Raw genomic sequence first — 19,356 nt, forward strand, 5'->3', positions numbered from 1 at the left:
GGTCCAGATGGACTTTTTATTTTTCTAAAGTGTTCAATTTGATTTTACAATCGGCGTTAATTTAAAATTCAAAAAACAGTTCAACATTGTTGAGCTGTTTTTTCTTCGGCTAGTATAATTGAGTTAATGAATTGAAAGAATCTGAAATGATGACAGAAAGTACTATTGGATCATTTTTTACTAGAATTAGCAATGAAGTAGAAAAGCAAATGGATGCTGATTTAAAGAGTTTTAATATCAGTGCAAATGAATTAGAAATTTTGATTGAATTGGAACACCATAAGCATGGCAAGACATATGACAAATTAGCCAAGGAGCTTCATGTAACTAAGGATAAAGTTGAAGAATTAGTAAAAAGTTTAGTTGCTAAAGATTTAGTTACTGATGATAATGCCACCGTGATTTCTACTGAAGATGGTAAGGAAGTTTGCAAGAAAGTAGAGAAGCACCGCAGAGAGACTGATCAAACCATTACTCAGATGCTTAGCAAAGATGAGACTATAGGTTTAGTTAATGTTTTAAAGAAAATGCTGGAAAAAGAAGAAAATTAGGCAAAAAAAGATCAACTGCTGCAATTTACAACAGTTGATCTTTTTTATTAAAAATTATTTTTTCTTATCTAGGACTGAATGGTGAATACCATAGCAGAAATAAATAATTAAACCGAAGATAAACCAAATACCAGCGTAGAGCTTAGCTTGATAATCTAAGCCTAAGAAAACGATTAATGCAGCTAAGAAGCCTAGAGCAGGCAATACTGGATAAAATGGCATCTTGAATGATGGATCATCAATATCTTTACCTTCACGTGGACGTAATTTATAGATACCAAGTGATACAAACATGAATGCGATTAAAGTACCAGCTGAAACTAATTGAGACAGCATAGAGAATGGGAAGAAAGCACCAAGCAAAATACTACCGATAGTCAAAGTCCAAAGTGCATTGTTAGGACGACGGTCAGAATTTAATTTGCCCAACCATTTAGGTAACATACCATCACGACCAAATGAGTAAATTAATCTAGATCCAGCCATTCCCATACCGATCAAGGCGGTAAACATACCTAAAACAGCAATAGTTTGAACGACGACAGCAACTATTGGGTGCCCAGCATAACGTAAAGCCAAACCAACAGGTTCTGCAGAGTTAGCATACATCTTGTAAGGCATCATACCGATCAATACCAAACTAACACCTACAAAAAGTGTAACGGCAATTGCTAATGAGCCTAAAATTCCACGAGGCATTGTCTTTTGCGGATTAATAGCTTCTGCCGAATTAGCAGCAATTGAATCAAAACCGATGTAGGATAAGAAAATCATTGATACACCAGCATAAATTCCTTGCCAGCCACCAAATGGTCCGTGAGCAGTAGGACGATATTTAGGAATAAATGGTGTAAAGTTAGCGCTTTTAATGGCTGTTAATCCAACTACGATAAAGATCAAGATGGCTAAAACTTTAAGTAAAACTAATCCATTTTCTACTCGAGCGGCTCTTGAGACCCCATGCCCAATTAAAAGAGCAACTAATAAAATAGAAACAAGTGAAATTGCATCAATAACTCCACCATTAGTACCAAAAGCGTTGGACAAAGAAGCAGGTAATTTTAATCCTATAGGTGCAATTAATGCCCTGAAGTTAGCAGAAAGTCCAGATCCTACGAATGCTAAAGCAATAAAGTATTCAGCTAAAAGAGCCCATCCGGCTACCCATCCCCAAAATTCGCCGAATACCACATTGATCCATGAATAAGCGGATCCTGCAAATGGCATGGCAGCGGCCATTTCGGCATAAGCAAATGCTACTAAACCGGCAGCAATTGCAGCTAAAATAAATGAAATTGCAACCGCTGGTCCAGTATGTAATGCAGCAACTTCACCGGGCAAGGTAAAGATTGAAGCTGAGACGATCGTCCCAACCCCTAAGGCTAAGAAATCTTTAACCTTTAATGATCGAACCAGGTGTCCATCTTTATTTTCATAAACACGTGGATCTTCTTTTTTGTTCATTCGTTGCCAAAGATTCACAATACAATTCCCCTTTATGTTAAAAATAAGATTACTTAATTATAATTAAAAATACGTTAAAAAATCAACCGTAAGTAGTTCAAATTTCGTATTTTTAATGAGAAAAAAGATAGATTTTGTCTTCATGATTTAAATGATAATTAACATTTTTGGTAGTATCATTTTTTTGATATACTAAAGACTGGTGAAAATTAATGGATGAATTAACTAAAAATGAAGAATTAGGCGACCTATATGCCTATTATGGTTCTTTATTAACTAAAGGACAGCAATCTTATTTTGAAGATTATTATTATAATGATCTATCATTAGGAGAGATTGCGATTAATCACAATGTATCTCGGCAAGCTATTTATGATAATTTAAAACGCTCCACTAAAATTTTGAAAAATTATGAGGCCAAATTACATATGCGGCGTGATAATAATCATATTGAAGATGTGCTAGCAGATGCACTTTTGTCGATAGATAATAATGATAGTCAAACTGCTAAAAAAGAAATAACCAATTTATTAAATCAATTGAGGGGAGAGTAAACCCATGGCTTTTGAAAATTTAAGTGAAAGAATTCAAAAAGCATTAAAAAATTTAACTGGTAAAGGTAAAGTTTCAGAAGAGGATATTAATAAGGCTAGTCGTGAAATTCGACTTGCATTGTTAGAAGCCGATGTTAACTTCAAGGTTGTTAAGGACTTTATCAAGACTATTAAAAAAGAGGCCCTTGGCAAAGAAGTTCAAGAAAGTTTAAACCCAGGCCAACAAGTAATTAAAATCGTTAATGAACAATTAACGAAGATGATGGGTGAAGAAGCAGTTCCTTTAAACAAGTCTAAGCATATTCCAACTATTATTATGATGGTTGGTTTGCAAGGTACTGGTAAGACTACCACTGTTGGTAAATTAGCATATCATTTACAAAAGACGCAAAAGGCTCGTCCACTTTTGATTGCTGGAGATATTTATCGTCCTGCCGCTGTTGACCAATTAAAGCAAATTGGTGATCAATTAAAGGTGCCTGTCTTTAGCGAAGATGGTGAAAAAGATGTTGCTAAGATTGTACAGGATGGTTTAGCTGAAGCTGATAAAAACAAGAATGATTATGTTTTAATCGATACTGCCGGTCGTTTAGAAATAGACGAACCATTAATGGAAGAATTGGAACGTGTTAAGAAAGTTGCACAGCCAGATAACATCCTTTTAGTAGTTGATGCCATGACTGGTCAAGCAGCTACAGACGTTGCTAAAGGCTTTGATGAGCGACTTGATGTTACCGGAGTAATTTTAACTAAGTTAGACGGTGATACTCGTGGTGGTGCTGCACTTTCAATTCGTGCAGTTACTGGTAAGCCAATTCTATTTACTGGTCAAGGTGAAAAACTAAGTGATTTGGATGTCTTCCACCCAGATCGAATGGCTTCCAGAATTCTTGGGATGGGTGATATGCTTTCCTTAATTGAGAAGGCACAACAAGATTACGATGCCAAGGAAGCTGAAAAAGTCGCTGAAAAGATGCGAGAAAACACTTTTGACTTCAATGATTTTGTTGATCAAATGAAGCAAGTGCAAAAAATGGGTCCGCTTGATCAAATTATGAAGATGATTCCTGGGATGGCAAATAATCCACAGTTGAAGAACTTAAATGTTGATCAAAAGCAAATTGATCATACAATTGCCATTGTTTATTCAATGACTGAAGCAGAACGTGAGGATCCAGATTTGTTGAATCCAAGTCGCAGAAGAAGAATTGCTGCCGGTTCTGGTCGCCCCGTTGTCGAAGTTAACCGTATGATTAAACAATTTAAACAAATGCGGGAAATGATGAGCAAGATGACTAAGGGCAATATGAAGGGATTAAGCAACTTGCCAGGGATGGATTCACCAATGGCCAAGATGGCTATGCGTCGTTTAAATAAGAACTTTAAGAAGAACAAAAAGAAGCGTATGCGTAAGATTAAGAGATTCCATTCTTAAAAAAATAAAGGTGTTAAGGAAAAACACTTTACACCCATTTGTTTTGGTGGTATATTATTAATCGTTAAGTTTTAGGAGGAAATTAATTTATGTCAGTTAAAATTCGTATGCACCGTGCTGGTGCCAAGAGAAAGCCATTCTACAGAATCGTTGTTGCAGACTCACGTATGCCACGTGATGGTCGTTTCATCGAACAAGTTGGTTACTACAACCCAGTTTCACAACCAAAGGAATTGAAGCTTGATGAAGACAAGATCTTTGATTGGTTACAAAAGGGTGCACAACCTTCAGACACTGTTAGATCACTTCTTTCAGGTGCTGGCTTGATGGCTAAGTTGCACGATGCAAAATACAACAAGTAATTTTGCGATTATTTAAAAGCTTGATGCCAAGTGCTTCAAGCTTTTTTTATTACTTAAAAAGGAGCATGCATGGAATATTTTGACGTTGCACGAATTTTAACAACTCATGGATTGAATGGTGAAGTCAAAGTTAACGTGATTACGGACTTCCCAGAAGAGCGTTTTGCTGAAGGGATGCATTTATCACTTAGAAGCGATACTAAACGTGTATTGACTATTGAAAAAAGCCGTCCATTTAAACAATTTTGGTTAATTCAATTTAAAGAAATTACAGATATTGATCAAGCAGAAAAATTACGAGGCCAAATCCTGGTAGTAAGCGAAGAAGATCGTGGCGAATTACCTGACGGTGTTTACTATTATAAAGACATCTTTGATTGCGATGTGATTGATGAAGAAACTGGTAAAAATATCGGTAAAATCGTTGATATCCAATCTCCAGGTGCAAATGATATTTGGCTTGTACGTGAAGATAGTGGCAAGGAATATTGGATTCCAAATATTGCCGATGTTGTTAAAAAAGTTGATGTAGCTGCCAAAAAAGTTTATGTAGAATTAATGGAGGGGTTACGAGATGAAGATTAATGTATTGACGCTTTTTCCCGACATGTTTACACCTTTGAAAGTATCGATGTTAGGACGTGGTTTAGAAGATGGTAAGTGGGATCTCAATTTAGTTAATTTCCGTGATTTCACAACAGATGTACATCACCACGTAGATGATACTCCTTATGGCGGCGGCGCTGGTATGGTACTCCAAATCATGCCAATTAAAAAAGCACTTAATTCTTTATCTTCTACTGGTAAAGTTATTATTACCGCTCCACAAGGAAAAACTTTTAATGAACAAATGGCACAAGACTGGGCAAAAGAAGATGAATTAACTTTTATTTGTGGTCACTATGAAGGCTTTGATCAAAGAGTCTATGACTTAGCCGATGAAACTGTTTCAATTGGAGATTATGTGCTAACCGGTGGGGAATTACCAACTATGAGTATGATTGATGCTACTGTTCGACTTTTGCCTGGTATTTTAGGTAACGCTGCTAGTCCAGTAGAAGAAAGCTTTTCACATGGCTTATTAGAATATCCGCAATATACTCGCCCAGCTGATTTTGAAGGTCAAAAAGTGCCTGAAGTATTAACTAGTGGCAATCACCAAAAAATAGCTGAGTGGCGACACAAAGAAGCGCTTAAAGCAACTTATCTTCATCGTCCTGATATGTTAAAAGATCGTCAGTTGACTATTGAAGAAAAGAAAATGCTAGAAGAAATCAAGTCAGAGCTTGATTAAGCTGGCTTGATTTGTTAAACTATTCATCGTGGCAAGTGTCACTAATTAAAGTTATGGGTGTTCCGCTGACGCTGGTGCGTGGATGAATGCCGAAGAAGGAGAAAAATATATTATGGATCCATTAATTCAAGAATTGACTAAAGAACAAATTCGTGACGATATTCCTGCTTTCCGTGCAGGTGATACTGTTACTGTTCACGTACGTGTTGTTGAAGGTACTCACGAACGTATTCAGTTGTTCGAAGGTGTTGTAATTAAGAAGAAGGGTACTGGCATCGGTGCTACTTACACTGTTCGTAAGATTGCTTCAGGTGTTGGTGTTGAAAGAACCTTCCCAGTTAACGACCCACGTGTTGCTAAGGTTGAAGTTAAGCGTCATGGTCGTGTGCGTCGTGCTAAGCTTTACTACTTACGTGAACGTCACGGTAAGTCAGCAAGAATTGCTGAAGCACGTCGTTAATCATAACGTCGATATAGAAAAGCTAGTTCCAAACGGAACTAGCTTTTTTGTTTTGATAAATATTTTTAAAGTAATTTATATATAAGTGATAATTATTTAATAATATATTCGTAGTTTGTGAATAATAATATCGTGGAACTCATGTGAAACTGTAAATTGGAATCACAAAGTCACTTTAATATGCAGTGATAGCATTGATAATATAATAAATCTGAATTGTGAAGTAAATTTCACAAACAGAGATATTGAGTGTGGAATTAAAGCGAAAGCCGCCATTTATCCACAATGGCGGCTTTTAATTGATATTAAATTGATTACATTATACTATATTTAATTTAGATGTAAAATAATTTTGACTAATATTATAATTAATATATCAGAAATAGAAACAGGTGAGATGATTGAATTATCCTAAAGAATTACTGGCAGAAGTAAAAGAGAGATCAAAGGGCATGCGTTTAGAAGGAATTAATTCAGGAAGTGGCCCAAGACATCCCTTGCTAATGATCGTAGGCGAAGCGCCAGGACGCAATGAAATCGTTAATAATATTCCATTTAGTGGTGACGCCGGAAAGAAACTGGATAAATCACTAAAGCAAATTGGTTTATCACGAGATCAAGTTTATATTACTAGTGCTGTTCGTAGCCGCCCTTTTAGTGTGAAAAAAGTTTTTAGTAAACGAGAAAATAAAGAAGTAATTAAAAGACCAAATCGTAAACCTACTAAGAAAGAAGTGTTAGCACATGCTCCTTTTTTAGACTATGAAATGCATTACGCAGATCCACAAGTCATTGTTGCTTTAGGTAACACCGGATTAGAGCGACTGCTTGGCCCAGGTCATAAGATTTCTGCTGAACATGGTAAGGTTATTGAGAATACACCAATTCTTGAACTTAATGAAGCTAAAGATGGATATGTTTGCTCGAAAAAGAAATATACGGTTATTCCAGAATATCATCCTGCGGCTGTATTTTATAATCGTAAATTAAGTGATGATATTGTAAAAGATTGGGAAGCAATAAAACCTTACATCGATAAAGAAAGAGAAAATAATGAGTAATGAAACTTTTTTAATCCCTATTAGACAAAATAATGATTTATCCGATATTGCTCTTAATGAGTTGCGAATGGATTTGGATGAGCATCCCTTGCACCAAAGAGCTTATGCAGAGCTAGCCTATTTACCGGGGAACAGCCGTAAATATAGTCTTAACAGTGTGAAAACAATTGATAGCCCATTAAGAAATAAAAAGATCTTATTTTTAGGTTCTTCTGTCACATTTGGTTTTGGTGCATTAGGGGAATCTTTTGTAGACTACTTATGGAAAAAAGATGGCATTGCTGCTATTAAAGATGCAGAAAATGGCACTACTTTGGTAGATCAAGATACCAGTTATCATGGTGATTCTTATGTTGCTCGTTTTAAGGAAAATCTTAAAACACCAATTGATATGTTGGTTTTGCAACTTTCTACTAATGATGCGCATACAAACCAGAAGTTGGGAGAAATTAGTCAAAATGACCATTTTGATGTAAAAACAATTATCGGTGCGATGGAATATATTATTAGTCAAGCTCTGACTACATGGCATTGTCCAATTTTGATCTATACAAATCCTTATTTTGAAAGTGATTTGTATAATCAGATGGTAAAAGCAACACATCAATTAGCTAAAAAATGGAATATTAAAGTTCTGGATTTATATAATGATCCGAATTTTAAAGACCAACCTGCTCTTTATATGGCAGACGAAATTCATCCGACCCGTGCAGGTTATTTAGAAAAATGGCTGCTAGTTTTTGAAAATAAATTAACTGAAATTTTGACGAAAAAATAAACCCAAGCTTTTTGCTTAGGTTTAAATATTAATCGATATTATTTCTGTAAAGGCCAACTACTTTACCTAAAATACTTACTTTGGATAAGATAATTGGTGCCATTGTATCGTTTTCTGGTTGTAAACGGTAGTGATCGTTCTCTTTATAAAAGCGTTTAACTGTAGCTTCATTTTCATCAGTCATGGCTACGACAATTTCGCCATTATTAGCGGTATTTTGCTTTCTGACAATGACGCTGTCACCGTTTAAAATTCCCGCATTAATCATACTCTCACCGTGAACTTTTAACATGAAGAGTTCACCAGCATCGTTTTCAAGATCAGGTGGAAGTGGAAAATATTCATCTATGTCTTGAACTGCTAAGATAGGTTGACCAGCAGTGACCACACCAACAACTGGGATTTTCTTTGGCTTAATGCCCAATTCCTTTTTACCTTCATCGGTAATTTCAAGTGCACGAGGCTTAGTTGCATCCTTGATTAAAAGACCTTTGCGTTCTAAGCGGGCTAGATGACCGTGAACAGTAGATGTAGAAGAAAGTTTGACCGCAGCACAAATCTCTCGCACTGTTGGTGGAAAACCACGGCGTTCTACAGTATCATAAATATAGCGTAAAATTTCTAGTTGTTTAGTATCGTTGTTTTTCTTAGACATAATTTTTCTCCGTTATTGTAAAAAAGATAATATTTATGATTATTTTAACAAATAAATAGCATAATCTCAAACAAATGTTCTATAAAAAGCATCTTTTTTTATTGTATAAAATACGGTAGACTAAAGATTGTTAATGTGAGGTGAATATAAAATGAATAAAGATGCAATGAGTAAAGAAGAAGAAAAAAAGGTAACTGATCGAATTAATGAACTTTACCATAAGAAAGAAAAGGAAGGCTTAACTCCCGAAGAGGAACAAGAACGTAAAGAACTTCACAAAAAATTCCTTGCCAACTTCAGAGCTGCATTTAAGCAAGACGTTGAAAATATGGTAATTATCGATAAAAACGGTAAAGAAGTAACCTCAGAAAGAGCAAAACGTGCTCAAAGAAGAAAAGGTCTTAGAAAAGATTAATTAAGCCTTTTAAAAAAGTGAAAAATTATGTAAGATATTATTGTTAGTTAGATGGAGGATATAATATGAATTTAGGTTTAGCAATATTTTTGATTATTATTGCACTTTTAGTTGGTGCAACAGCAGGTTTCTATGGTGCAAGAGCATACATGAAGAAGTATTTTAAGGAAAATCCTCCTATTAGTGAAGATATGATCGTTGCTATGATGTCTCAAATGGGACAAAAGCCTTCTAACAAGAAGGTTCATCAAGTAATGAACATGATGAAGCATCAACAAAAGTAATTATTAGATTATTTTGTGGTGTTAAGGCGAAGGATTATTCCTTCGTCTTTTTTGGTGTTCTTTTTAAAGAATGGAGTGAGTAAATGAACATATTTAAAAAATTGGGTTGGTTTTTTAAACAAGAAAGGAAACGTTATATTATCGGAATTACTTTTCTTGCTTTAACCTCTTTGGCCAACTTAATTCCGCCAAGAGTATTAGGACTGATGGCGGATCAGCTGGATCAAGGTCACATCTCATGGGAGCAATATGGGATGTTGATTCTAGCTGTGTTAGCTGCCGCCTTCGTTTTATATATTTTGCGCTACTTTTGGCGTAAGCAAATTTGGGGCGGGGCCGCAGAACTAGAACGACAAATGCGTTCTAAACTGTTCGACCACTTTATGATCATGGACAGAACATTTTATCAGCGCCACCGAACCGGTGACTTGATGGCCCATGCAACTAACGATGTGACTTCTATTCAAAACGTAGCCGGTGATGGCGTTTTAACTTTAGTCGACTCTCTTGTCATGGGATTATCAACTATGATTGCCATGATCATTTTCGTTGATTGGCGTCTGACTATCGTTGCTTTATTGCCACTGCCATTTTTGGCACTAGGTGCTTGGAAGCTTGGGGGTCGTTTGCATGATGCTTTTGATAAATCACAGGCTGCTTTTTCACGTTTGAATAATAAGACCCAAGAATCCGTTTCAGGCATCAAGGTGCTGAAGACCTTTGGTCAAGGAAAAGAAGATACTCAGGCCTTTGACAAAATGGTCGATGACACAATTAATATCAATAAAAAAGTGTTTGTATGGGACTCCTTATTTGATCCATTGGGTACGGCAATTATCGGTGCAACCTATGTAATTACCATCATTTATGGTGGACTTTTAGTTACAAATAAAGTGCTATCGATTGGTCAGCTCGTTTCCTTCATTGCCTATATTGCCAACATGGTTTGGCCGATGTTTGCGATTGGTTATTTGTTCAATATTTTGGAAAGAGGTAGTGCGAGCTACGACCGTGTAGAAAAGCTACTTTATGAAAAACCGTTAATTACTGATGCCCACGCTGATCAAAGTATTAAGGCTCAAGACTTACAAGGTGATTTGCATTTTGATATTAAATCGTTTGCTTATCCTGATGAAAAGGATATTCCAGTGTTAAAGAACATCGATTTCACCTTAAAACCTGGTCAAACTTTAGGTTTAGTAGGTCGTGTAGGTGCTGGTAAAACGACGATCATTCAGCTGCTATTGAGAGAATTCGACCAATATGACGGTGAAATCACCTTAAATGGCATCAATATCAAGAAAATTCCGCTTAAAGTTTTACTTAGCCAAATATCTTATGTTCCCCAGAACAACTTCCTCTTTTCAACGAGTATTGGTAGAAATATTGCTTTCTCAGAGGCAGATGCAGGCAAAAATGAGATTGCGGTAGCTGCTAAGAAGAGTGATTTGCACGATGATGTTTTACAAATGCCACAGGGCTATGAGACTTTAGTCGGTGAAAATGGACTTTCACTTTCTGGTGGTCAACGTCAAAGAATGTCCATTGCCCGTGCTTTGCTTAAAGATAGCCAAATTTTGATTTTGGATGATGCTTTATCAGCGGTTGATGCAAAGACTGAAACCGAAATTCTAACTTCTTTGAGAAATGAAAGAAAAGATAAGACCACGATGATTGCGGCACATAGATTGACATCGGTCATGGATGCCGATTTGATCTTAGTCTTAAAAGACGGTCAAATTATTGAACGAGGCAATCACCAAGATCTGCTCAAAGAAAATGGCTGGTATGCGGAGATGTGGCGTAGACAAGAATTGCAAGCAAAGGTGGGTGAAGATGTAGATGAATAATGAAGAAAAGCAAGAATCAGTGTGGTCTAAGGCAATCCCATTTAAAGAGCAGGTAGCGATTTTTAAACGTTTGATGGGCTTTGTTAAACACTTCAAGTTTGAAATGACCATTGCCTTGATTGGTGCCTTCTTAGTCAGCATTATCAATATTTTGCTTCCGCGTGGATTGCAATATTTCTTAGACAACTTTTTGCTTAAACAAAGTGCAACTGTCCAAATTATTCTGTTTGCGGGTTTGCTTTATGCAGTAGGTTCCATTTTAAAAGCGGTCATTCAGTTTACTTACCAATATTTCTTTGCTTTGGGTTCTGAAAAGACCTTGGAAAGCATTAGAAGAGCGCTTTATCGAAAATTGCATGAGTTAGGGATGCGCTATTTTGATCAAACTCCTGCCGGTTCAATCGTTTCAAGAGTTACTAACGATACGATGACTCTTAGCAACTTCTTGACTGTGCTTTCAACTGTAGTAATTGGTGCCTTTTCTGTGGTTACAGCATTGGTCGCAATGTTTACTACGAACGTGATTGCAGGCTGGATTGTTTTAGCGTTTGTGCCAATTTTGCTCTTTGTTATTTGGCTTTACTCGCAAAAGAGTTCGCGGCTTTATCGTAACTATCGTGAACGGTTGAGTAGAATTAACGCTAACTTGAATGAATCAATTGAGGGCGTCTCGATTATTCAGCAGTTTAATCAAGAAAAGAGAATGACCAACCAATTTGAGGGTGAAAATGGTGGGTTGATGAATACGCGTTTCAACATGATTCGTATTAACTCATTGCTTCTTTCACCTTTGACTAGTTTGCTTTATTCATTGGCTTTAGCTGTGACATTGATGTACTTCGGTTTTCCATTGCAGGCAACATTTGTGCCAGCTGGTGTGGTATATGCTTTCTCACAATACTTGTCACAATTGTTTAATCCAATTTCAACTATGATGGACCAGATGACCTTCTTCCAAGATGGTATCGTAGCCGGTAAGAGAATCTTTGCTATTTTAGATGATGAACAATATGAGCCAAAGCAAAATGCTCAAGAAGGGCTTACTATTAGCCGCGGCAAGATTGAATTCAAGCACGTTAGTTTCTCATATGATGGTAAAAATGAAATCTTGCACGATATCTCATTTATAGTAAAACCTGGTGAAACTTTAGGTATTGTTGGTCATACTGGTTCTGGTAAGAGCTCAATTATCAATGTAATGATGCGCTTTTATGAATTTGGTAAGGGCGAGATCTTAATTGATGATATAGATATCAGAAAATACCCTAAAGAAGAACTGCGTAAAAAGCTGGGGCTTGTTTTGCAGGAACCATTCATGTTTTATGGTGATATTTCTTCTAATATTCGTTTGTATAATAAGAACATTACAGATGAGCAAATTAAAGATGCGGCTAAGGCAGTTCAAGCGGATCAATTTATTGAAAAGATGCCTGGTGAATACCATGCTAAGGTAATTGAAGGCGGCGAAGAATTGAGTCAAGGACAGCGTCAACTAATTTCGTTTGCTCGAACTTTGGTGACGAATCCTAAAGTCCTTGTTTTGGATGAAGCTACGGCCAACGTTGATACTGAAACCGAGACTTTAATTCAGCAAGGCTTAAAGCAATTGCGTAAGGGTAGAACCACTTTAGCGATTGCCCACCGTTTGTCGACGATTGCTGATGCGGATCAAATTATTGTGTTGGATAAAGGTAGAATTATTGAACGTGGTAACCATGAGCAGCTCCTGGCTAAGAAGGGTTACTACTATAATTTGTATACCTTGCAGAATAACGAAAATAAAGAATAGCTAATAAAAGACGTTTTGCACGAATGCAGACGTCTTTTTGTTATAATGATTAAAAAGAATGAAATAATTATTAATATTAATAAGGAGGAAAAATGAGAAGATTTTACGCTGTTCGCGGTGGTGCGGGCGATGTTGCTGAACCAGACGTTAATGCTAAGCCACAAGATAATTTATATTTGGCTGTTAATTCAGATTGGCTTTCTAAAGCTGAAATCCCTGCTGACCGTACTTCAACTGGTGTCAACTCAGAACTTGACATTAAGATTGAAAATAGAATGATGAAGGACTTTGCCGATATTGCTGCAGGCAAAGAAAAGATGCCAGAGATCAAAGACTTTGATAAGGCAATTGCTTTATATAAGATTGCTAAGAATTTTGAGAAGAGGGATGCAGAAGAAGCACATCCTATTCAAAATGACTTGCAAAAGTTATTATCATTAACTGATTTTGCTGACTTTGGTAAAAAAGCTAAGGACTTATACATGGGTCCATATATCTTGCCATTCGTCTATGGCGTCGATGCCGATATGAAGAATACCGACGTTAATGTCTTATACTTTGGTGGTCCAAGTACCTTCTTGCCAGATACAACAACTTACAAGACAGATGATGCTAAAAAGTTGTTGGACATTTTGCAAGATCAAAGCATTAATTTGTTGATGATGGCCGGTATTGGTAAAACTGAAGCTAGAGAATATGTTGAAAATGCTTTGGCATTTGACGCTAAGGTGGCTAAGGTTGTTAAGTCAACTGAAGAATGGGCTGACGATGCTGCAATTTACAACCCAGTATCATATGATGAATTTATCGCTAAATTCAAGTCATTTGACATGGCACAATTCTTAGACGATCTTTTACCTGAAAAGCAAAAACGTGTAATTGTGATGGAACCACGCTTCCTTGATCATGCAGAAGAATTAATCAATGCTGAAAACTTTGACGAAATCAAGGGTTGGATGCTGGTTAAATACATTAATAGTGTAGCTAAATACTTGTCACAAAAGTTTAGAGAAGCTGCGTTTCCATTTAATCAAGCAATTACAGGCGCACCAGAAATGCCATCACAAATTAAGCAAGCTTATCGTATTGCTAACAGTGCCTTTGATGAAGTGGTTGGTATTTTCTACGGCAAGAAGTACTTTGGTGAAAAAGCCAAGCACGATGTTGAAGATATGATTCACAACATGCTTAAGGTTTATGAAGAAAGAATCAACCATAATACTTGGCTATCTGATGAAACTAAGAAAAAGGCAATTGTTAAGTTAAATGCTTTGGTTCTTAAGATTGGTTATCCAGAAAAAATTGAAAAGATTTTTGATTTGTTACAAGTAGATCCTGAAAAGAGCTTATATGAAAATGAAGCTGCTATGGATAAAGTTCGTACCGAATATGAACTAGAGAAATTGACTAAGCCGGTTGATCGTTCTGTATGGCTGATGCCAGGTAACTTGAACAACGCTTGCTACGATCCACAAAGAAACGATTTAACTTTCCCAGCTGGTATTTTGCAAAAGCCATTCTACGATATTAACCAATCAAGAGGTGCTAACTACGGTGGTATCGGTGCTACTATTGGTCACGAAGTTTCTCACGCCTTTGACAATAATGGTGCCAAGTTTGACGAGAACGGTAATATGAACAACTGGTGGACTAAGCAAGACTTCACTGAATTTAATAAGCGTGTTGGTCAAATGATCGATATCTTTGATGGTTTGCAATATGGCCCTGCTAAGATTAACGGTAAGCAAGTTGTTTCTGAAAATATTGCTGACCTTGCTGGTTTAGCTTGTGCTGTCCAAGCAGGTAAAAATGATGGTGCAGACTTGAAGGACTTGTTTGAAAACTATGCTAGAAGCTGGATGGAAAAGCAACGTCCTGAAGCAATTAAGACTGAAGTCCAAACTGATGTCCATGCACCACAACCAACTAGAGTAAATATTCCGGTTCAATGCCAAGATGAATTCTATGATGCCTTTGGCGTTAAGAAGGATGACGGCATGTGGCTTGATCCAGAAGATAGAATTGTAATTTGGTAAAAAATTTTTATTTAAAATAAAAGACAAGATTTTCTGAATACTGAAAGTCTTGTCTTTTTATATATAAAGCAAAATATAATATACATACAATGGTAAGCGTCAAATAACAGAGTGTATTGAAAAAACCGTTCTAGTTTGATTTTCTAGAACGGCTTTCTTCTCATATTCTCTATTTACACATCTTTTGAATCTCTTTTTGCCATGGCAAATAAGCTTCTAGTGCCTCCGAGTTTAAGCTCTCCTCGTTAGGCAGCTTTGAAGCAGGCAATTTAAATATTTTTCTGGATCTAGTCCATGTCTTTTGGCTGTTTCAATCAAGCTCAAAATGATGTCGCTCGTCTGTGTACCGGCAAAACTTTGCGAGAACAGCCAGTTCTTGCGTCCCATCACCAGCGACTTGACAGCACGTTCGGCCTTGTTATTAGATAGTTCCAAACGGCCATCGAGCAATACATGTTCAAAGGTTTCCTGATGTTTTAAGGCATAATTGATTGCACGGCCGAGTTTGGAGCCGGGCAAGCCGCCTGCACCAGTCAAAGAAGTCTTCCATTAGCGGCTTTAACTGTTCCTGTCGGGTTTGATATCGTTCTTCGCTGCTTAAATGTTCCCATTCTTTTTCTAGACGGAACATTCGCGTGCAGTATTTCCAACCCTGTTTGGCAATTGATTTGTCAGAGGCATTTTGCGGTACCGCTTCAAAGAACTTTCTTCTCACATGGGCCCAGCAGCCAACTAGGGTAGCTTCAGGTAATCGCTGGTAAGCCTGCCACATGTCGCAATGCAAGAAGCCGGCGTAAGCGCCTAAGAAGTCAAGCGCTACTTGACCGCTGCGATGCGGATTATGATGATAAGGCGTAATGCCATGTTTATCATGCCTGCCGAAAAGGAAAACCCAGTAATAGGTTTTAGCTGTTTCGCTTTCTAAGACCCTATAGTAAGTTTCATCGGCATGCAAAACAGGTTGGGTTAACAGCTTTGTTTTAAGCAGGTCATACATTGGCTTAAAGTAGTACTCTGTACTCTTTAGCCCCCAGTTGTTTAAGTGTTGGCGTGAAATATTCAGTCCTATTTTCCGCCAATAGCTTTCCTGGCGATAGTCCGGGACTTTCATTTTATACTTTTGATATAGGGTATGGGCAATTAATTGAAGCCGAACCTAGGCTATGGTTTAGCGGTGCTTTAGGCATTACAGCCTTAATGATTTTGTCGTTCAGGTTTTTACTGCTGCAGTATAGGCACTTATAAGCATGTTGGATATGTGATCTGAGCCGGGATAAACAATAATTCTTTTCTTACCGGGTAAGCCCCGACTTCCGTCATCCGAGTCTTGTTTTTCCTCATCAAACAGGTTTAGCTGACCACTTAGCGGCATTTGTTCCGATGACTTGTCATAACGCTTTTGCGTTAAGTAAGCTACTTGTTCACGGAGAAGCTTGATCTCATCAGTTAGATTTTGAATAGTAGTTGCTTGTCGAGCGATGATCTTTTCTAAGTTTTCTTCTGACATGATTGATAACTTCCCTCCAAATTTATTAGTTAAAAGAACACCAAAAAAGCACGCAATGTCAACTCTTAGTAGAAACTGCGTGCCTTTGTATTCTTTATTTTAGGGTTGATTGCAAAACCGTTCATTAACCAGTCGACCTGCTCAGAAGAGAGAGCCTGGACCTGAAAAGGATCAAGTTGAAATTGTTCCTTTATTAGGCAAGCCAGCCCGTCAATGCCTTTGCGCAGGTCGGTTTTGCCGCAAACAATATAGACTTGGCCCAAGTCACAAAGATTAATCATGATAAGACCTTTTCCAAGAGTTTATGCATCAATTCGGGATCTATACTGCTGTAGAAGTCTAGCTCTAGATCATTCTTCTTTAAACTAAGCAACAGATTATTCCGCGGTAAACGAGACCTTTGGGGTCTTTGCGGCTGTTTGAGCGCTACAATCGGATGTTGTTTTTCGAACATATTATTAACCTCCATTAATTTGATAAATTAATCATAGCCGAAGAAAGTGAAGAGGTTAATACACTCTGTTATTTGACGCTTACATACAATGCATATACTAAAAAGAAAAAAATAAAGTGATGTTATTAAATGATATTGTATGTTGACAACTGAAGCGCTTCCGTGATAATACAGTATAGAAGATGATGCTATATGGTAATATGACCCATCTTATATAGTTTAAAAATCATTTTTTTCATTTTAAAGCTAAGGCTTTTGTCTTGTATATGAGTTTATTGAAAAATATTTTTATTATTTTTTAATAAATAAGCTGAGAAGAACAATGAATGAGAGTAGTCTAGAATTGAAAGAAAGAGAGAGCTATGAGAAATCGAATTGTTACTGCTGTTAAGCAGAGATTTAGTATTCGTAAATTGAGTATAGGTGCAGTAAGTGTATTGTTGGGGACCTCTTTGTATTTTATGGGCCCAAGTGCGCCTGTTGTACATGCTGCCACTACCGGTGAATCTGTAGTTTCATCTAAATCAACAGATATTAATGATCCAGTAGATGTTGCTAAAGATCTTACAAAGGTTGCTAAAAATCCTACAAAGAATGATACCGATGTAAATAATGCCATCGATAAATATGCCCAAGGCAAACAAGAAGAAGTGGGCGATAATGCACTTATTCGTGCTAGTGGTAAAAAACCTACAACCCCAGCAAATACTGCTGATGTGCGTGGTGATCAAGTTGATAGTATTGCAAAAAAGCTTGATAATGATGTTAAAAATGCTAATAGTGATCAAGAAAAAACTGCTATTAGCAATTATATAAAGGCTCGTGAACGTGAGGGCTTTTCTTATATAACAGATGGTAAAGAAGCAAAAAACTTTGCAGATCAAGGCTTAAGTGTTGATGATGAAAAAGATTCTGAAATAAATCAAATCAGTGTTGATCATAAACCCATTACTTTACTTAAAGGCCAATCAGAAAACATTGATGGCATTGATGTTACTCATACTAGTAAGATGACTGAAAAAGAGAAAAATGATATGAAAATCAATAGTGATAATAAAGTCATTATTGATTTACAACATGATCAATGCCAAGGCAAAGAAATTACAGTCACCTATGATAATTTAAACAATTCTTATTATCTAGAGAATATCGATGATAAGACTAATAAAATTAAGATTTCAAAGAAAATTAAGATTTCAAAGATTGAACGAACTTTTTCAGAGATTGAACCTGGTGATACCATTTTTAAATCTGATGGTAAAACACCTAAAGGAGCAGATGGAGTTTATGATGAATGTCATGGTCCACAATTAATTATTTATAATGATCCGTCTGATGGATTTTTCTACAACAATATTAGACAAGTATCGGTTAAAGATATCTATTATGATGATAATAACAACGAAATTAAGTTTGATACAGAAAATGATAATAATAAGGCTTGGATTTTTGTCACTAGTTTAAATTCTAATGGCGGTGGCAATGTTGAAAAAGTTAGCGCCCAAATAAAAAATTCACCAGCAAATGCATCACCAGCAAATGTAGAAAAAATTGCGGGTTCTACAGTAACTAACTACAATGGTTGGTGGTATTCAGATAAGAATAACTGGTTTGGCAAAAATCTAGATTGGGATAATAAAAATGAAGATAACCGATACGGTTTTGTAGGTACTGTTGCAGTCCAATATCAACCGGGAATGACATTACAGTATTGGGCTGATGATTCTCAATGGGGAAGCCACTGGGCATGTACGCAAACACAAGTTGTTTCAACCTTGAATCAGCGAGTTATTATTTATGATCATATTATAGATAATGTTGTACCAAAAGAAGTTACTACTAAATGGAATGAAACTATCCACTATGTTATTGCTGATGATAGTTCTAAAGCCCCTAAAGCTCCTGAGGATCATATTCAATATTCAAATTGGGGTAAAACTGAAACAATTGATCAAATAACTGGTAATACTGTAGAAGATGGTGAATATGATACTGACTGGAAACTTCAACCAGGTGAAAAGAAATATTATGATGAAGTAGTTAATAAGAGTATTGATGGTTATCACACAGAACATAAAAGCGTTGCAAAAACTGATGTAATTCCAGGTCCTATTGAGAAAACGGTAATTTACTATCCAAATGGTAAGATTATCCCCGTTGATAAAAGTAATAATCCAATCCTAGGCGCAGATCAACCGGTATTTCCAACTGATCCAAATGATCCTACAAAGACAGTAGGTGGTAATATTCCAACCGTTAAGGGGTATCATCCAGAAAAAGGTAAACCAGGTGATCCGGTAGCTCCTAAAAAAGATCCAGGTGAAGATGTTCCGGTTGTATATGTAGAAGATGACCAAATTGCACAAATCATTTACCGTGATGTAAGTGATACAGATAACACTAAATG

Annotated in this window: 18 protein-coding genes and 2 pseudogenes; 15 read left to right on the forward strand and 5 right to left on the reverse strand. The window is 36.6% G+C overall.

What is annotated here, in order from left to right:
* Window positions 1-149: 149 nt before the first annotated feature.
* The gene (locus FC37_RS04310; protein ID WP_035434595.1) at window positions 150-551 is read left to right on the forward strand and encodes a MarR family winged helix-turn-helix transcriptional regulator; all 402 of its coding nucleotides are present in this window, start codon (window positions 150-152) and stop codon (window positions 549-551) included.
* 54 nt (window positions 552-605) lie between these two features.
* Here the strand turns inward: FC37_RS04310 and FC37_RS04315 are convergent, their stop codons facing one another.
* The gene (locus tag FC37_RS04315) at window positions 606-2,033 is read right to left on the reverse strand and encodes an APC family permease (RefSeq protein WP_025006367.1); all 1,428 of its coding nucleotides are present in this window, start codon (window positions 2,031-2,033) and stop codon (window positions 606-608) included.
* A 194-nt stretch (window positions 2,034-2,227) separates the two neighbouring features.
* Between FC37_RS04315 and ylxM the strand changes: the two genes are divergently transcribed.
* The 8 genes from ylxM to FC37_RS04355 all read left to right on the forward strand — a co-directional run bounded on the left by ylxM (window position 2,228) and on the right by FC37_RS04355 (window position 7,959).
* Window positions 2,228-2,569, forward strand: a complete 342-nt coding sequence (gene ylxM / locus FC37_RS04320) for a YlxM family DNA-binding protein (protein WP_025006366.1) — start codon at window positions 2,228-2,230, stop codon at window positions 2,567-2,569.
* A 4-nt stretch (window positions 2,570-2,573) separates the two neighbouring features.
* Window positions 2,574-4,004, forward strand: a complete 1,431-nt coding sequence (gene ffh, locus FC37_RS04325) for a signal recognition particle protein (protein WP_025006365.1) — start codon at window positions 2,574-2,576, stop codon at window positions 4,002-4,004.
* 89 nt (window positions 4,005-4,093) lie between these two features.
* On the forward strand, window positions 4,094-4,366 hold the full coding sequence (gene rpsP, locus FC37_RS04330; protein ID WP_025006364.1) for a 30S ribosomal protein S16: 273 nt from the start codon (window positions 4,094-4,096) through the stop codon (window positions 4,364-4,366).
* Between the two features lie 69 nt (window positions 4,367-4,435).
* Window positions 4,436-4,951, forward strand: coding sequence for a ribosome maturation factor RimM (gene rimM / locus FC37_RS04335; protein ID WP_025006363.1), 516 nt, complete (start codon window positions 4,436-4,438; stop codon window positions 4,949-4,951).
* On the forward strand, window positions 4,941-5,660 hold the full coding sequence (trmD, locus tag FC37_RS04340; RefSeq protein WP_025006362.1) for a tRNA (guanosine(37)-N1)-methyltransferase TrmD: 720 nt from the start codon (window positions 4,941-4,943) through the stop codon (window positions 5,658-5,660). Before rimM ends, trmD begins: the two co-directional genes overlap by 11 nt.
* Before the next feature lie 112 nt (window positions 5,661-5,772).
* Window positions 5,773-6,120, forward strand: a complete 348-nt coding sequence (gene rplS, locus FC37_RS04345; RefSeq protein ID WP_003629071.1) for a 50S ribosomal protein L19 — start codon at window positions 5,773-5,775, stop codon at window positions 6,118-6,120.
* A gap of 401 nt (window positions 6,121-6,521) precedes the next feature.
* Entirely contained in the window at window positions 6,522-7,181 is a 660-nt protein-coding gene (locus tag FC37_RS04350; protein ID WP_025006361.1) for a uracil-DNA glycosylase, read from the forward strand.
* Window positions 7,174-7,959, forward strand: a complete 786-nt coding sequence (locus FC37_RS04355) for an SGNH/GDSL hydrolase family protein (protein WP_025006360.1) — start codon at window positions 7,174-7,176, stop codon at window positions 7,957-7,959. Before FC37_RS04350 ends, FC37_RS04355 begins: the two co-directional genes overlap by 8 nt.
* A 28-nt stretch (window positions 7,960-7,987) precedes the next feature.
* Here FC37_RS04355 and lexA read toward each other — a convergent pair whose 3' ends face one another.
* Complete coding sequence (gene lexA, locus FC37_RS04360; RefSeq protein WP_025006359.1) at window positions 7,988-8,614, reverse strand: transcriptional repressor LexA; 627 nt, start codon at window positions 8,612-8,614, stop codon at window positions 7,988-7,990.
* A gap of 151 nt (window positions 8,615-8,765) precedes the next feature.
* Between lexA and FC37_RS04365 the strand changes: the two genes are divergently transcribed.
* From FC37_RS04365 to FC37_RS04385, 5 genes are all read left to right on the forward strand, one after another.
* Entirely contained in the window at window positions 8,766-9,029 is a 264-nt protein-coding gene (locus FC37_RS04365) for a DUF896 domain-containing protein (RefSeq protein WP_081776580.1), read from the forward strand.
* A gap of 65 nt (window positions 9,030-9,094) precedes the next feature.
* Window positions 9,095-9,313 (forward strand): YneF family protein, encoded by a 219-nt coding sequence (locus FC37_RS04370; RefSeq protein ID WP_013438154.1) that lies wholly within the window; start codon window positions 9,095-9,097, stop codon window positions 9,311-9,313.
* Between the two features lie 83 nt (window positions 9,314-9,396).
* Window positions 9,397-11,163: an ABC transporter ATP-binding protein gene (locus FC37_RS04375; RefSeq protein WP_056945505.1), complete on the forward strand. Its 1,767-nt coding sequence runs from the start codon at window positions 9,397-9,399 to the stop codon at window positions 11,161-11,163.
* The gene (locus FC37_RS04380) at window positions 11,156-12,952 is read left to right on the forward strand and encodes an ABC transporter ATP-binding protein (protein ID WP_056945506.1); all 1,797 of its coding nucleotides are present in this window, start codon (window positions 11,156-11,158) and stop codon (window positions 12,950-12,952) included. The genes FC37_RS04375 and FC37_RS04380 overlap by 8 nt, the downstream gene beginning before the upstream one ends.
* 92 nt (window positions 12,953-13,044) lie before the next feature.
* Window positions 13,045-14,988, forward strand: a complete 1,944-nt coding sequence (locus tag FC37_RS04385) for a M13 family metallopeptidase (protein WP_025006357.1) — start codon at window positions 13,045-13,047, stop codon at window positions 14,986-14,988.
* Window positions 14,989-15,157: 169 nt separating this feature from the next.
* Here the strand turns inward: FC37_RS04385 and tnpC are convergent.
* The 3 genes and pseudogenes from tnpC to tnpB form a co-directional block, all read right to left on the reverse strand.
* Window positions 15,158-16,296, reverse strand: a pseudogene (gene tnpC / locus FC37_RS04390) (IS66 family transposase); the annotation flags it as partial.
* Window positions 16,295-16,495 (reverse strand): annotated as a pseudogene (locus FC37_RS10275) (IS66 family transposase); the annotation flags it as partial. The pseudogenes FC37_RS10275 and tnpC, both read right to left, overlap by 2 nt.
* Window positions 16,496-16,560: 65 nt before the next feature.
* The gene (tnpB, locus tag FC37_RS04400) at window positions 16,561-16,776 is read right to left on the reverse strand and encodes an IS66 family insertion sequence element accessory protein TnpB (RefSeq protein WP_025006356.1); all 216 of its coding nucleotides are present in this window, start codon (window positions 16,774-16,776) and stop codon (window positions 16,561-16,563) included.
* A gap of 535 nt (window positions 16,777-17,311) precedes the next feature.
* On the opposite strand from tnpB, the gene FC37_RS04405 reads away from it, so the two are divergent.
* The coding region (locus FC37_RS04405; RefSeq protein ID WP_056945507.1) for a YSIRK-type signal peptide-containing protein at window positions 17,312-19,356 on the forward strand (2,045 nt) is incomplete at its 3' end.

The sequence above is a fragment of the Lactobacillus gallinarum DSM 10532 = JCM 2011 genome (assembly GCF_001434975.1).
Lineage (GTDB): Bacteria > Bacillota > Bacilli > Lactobacillales > Lactobacillaceae > Lactobacillus > Lactobacillus gallinarum.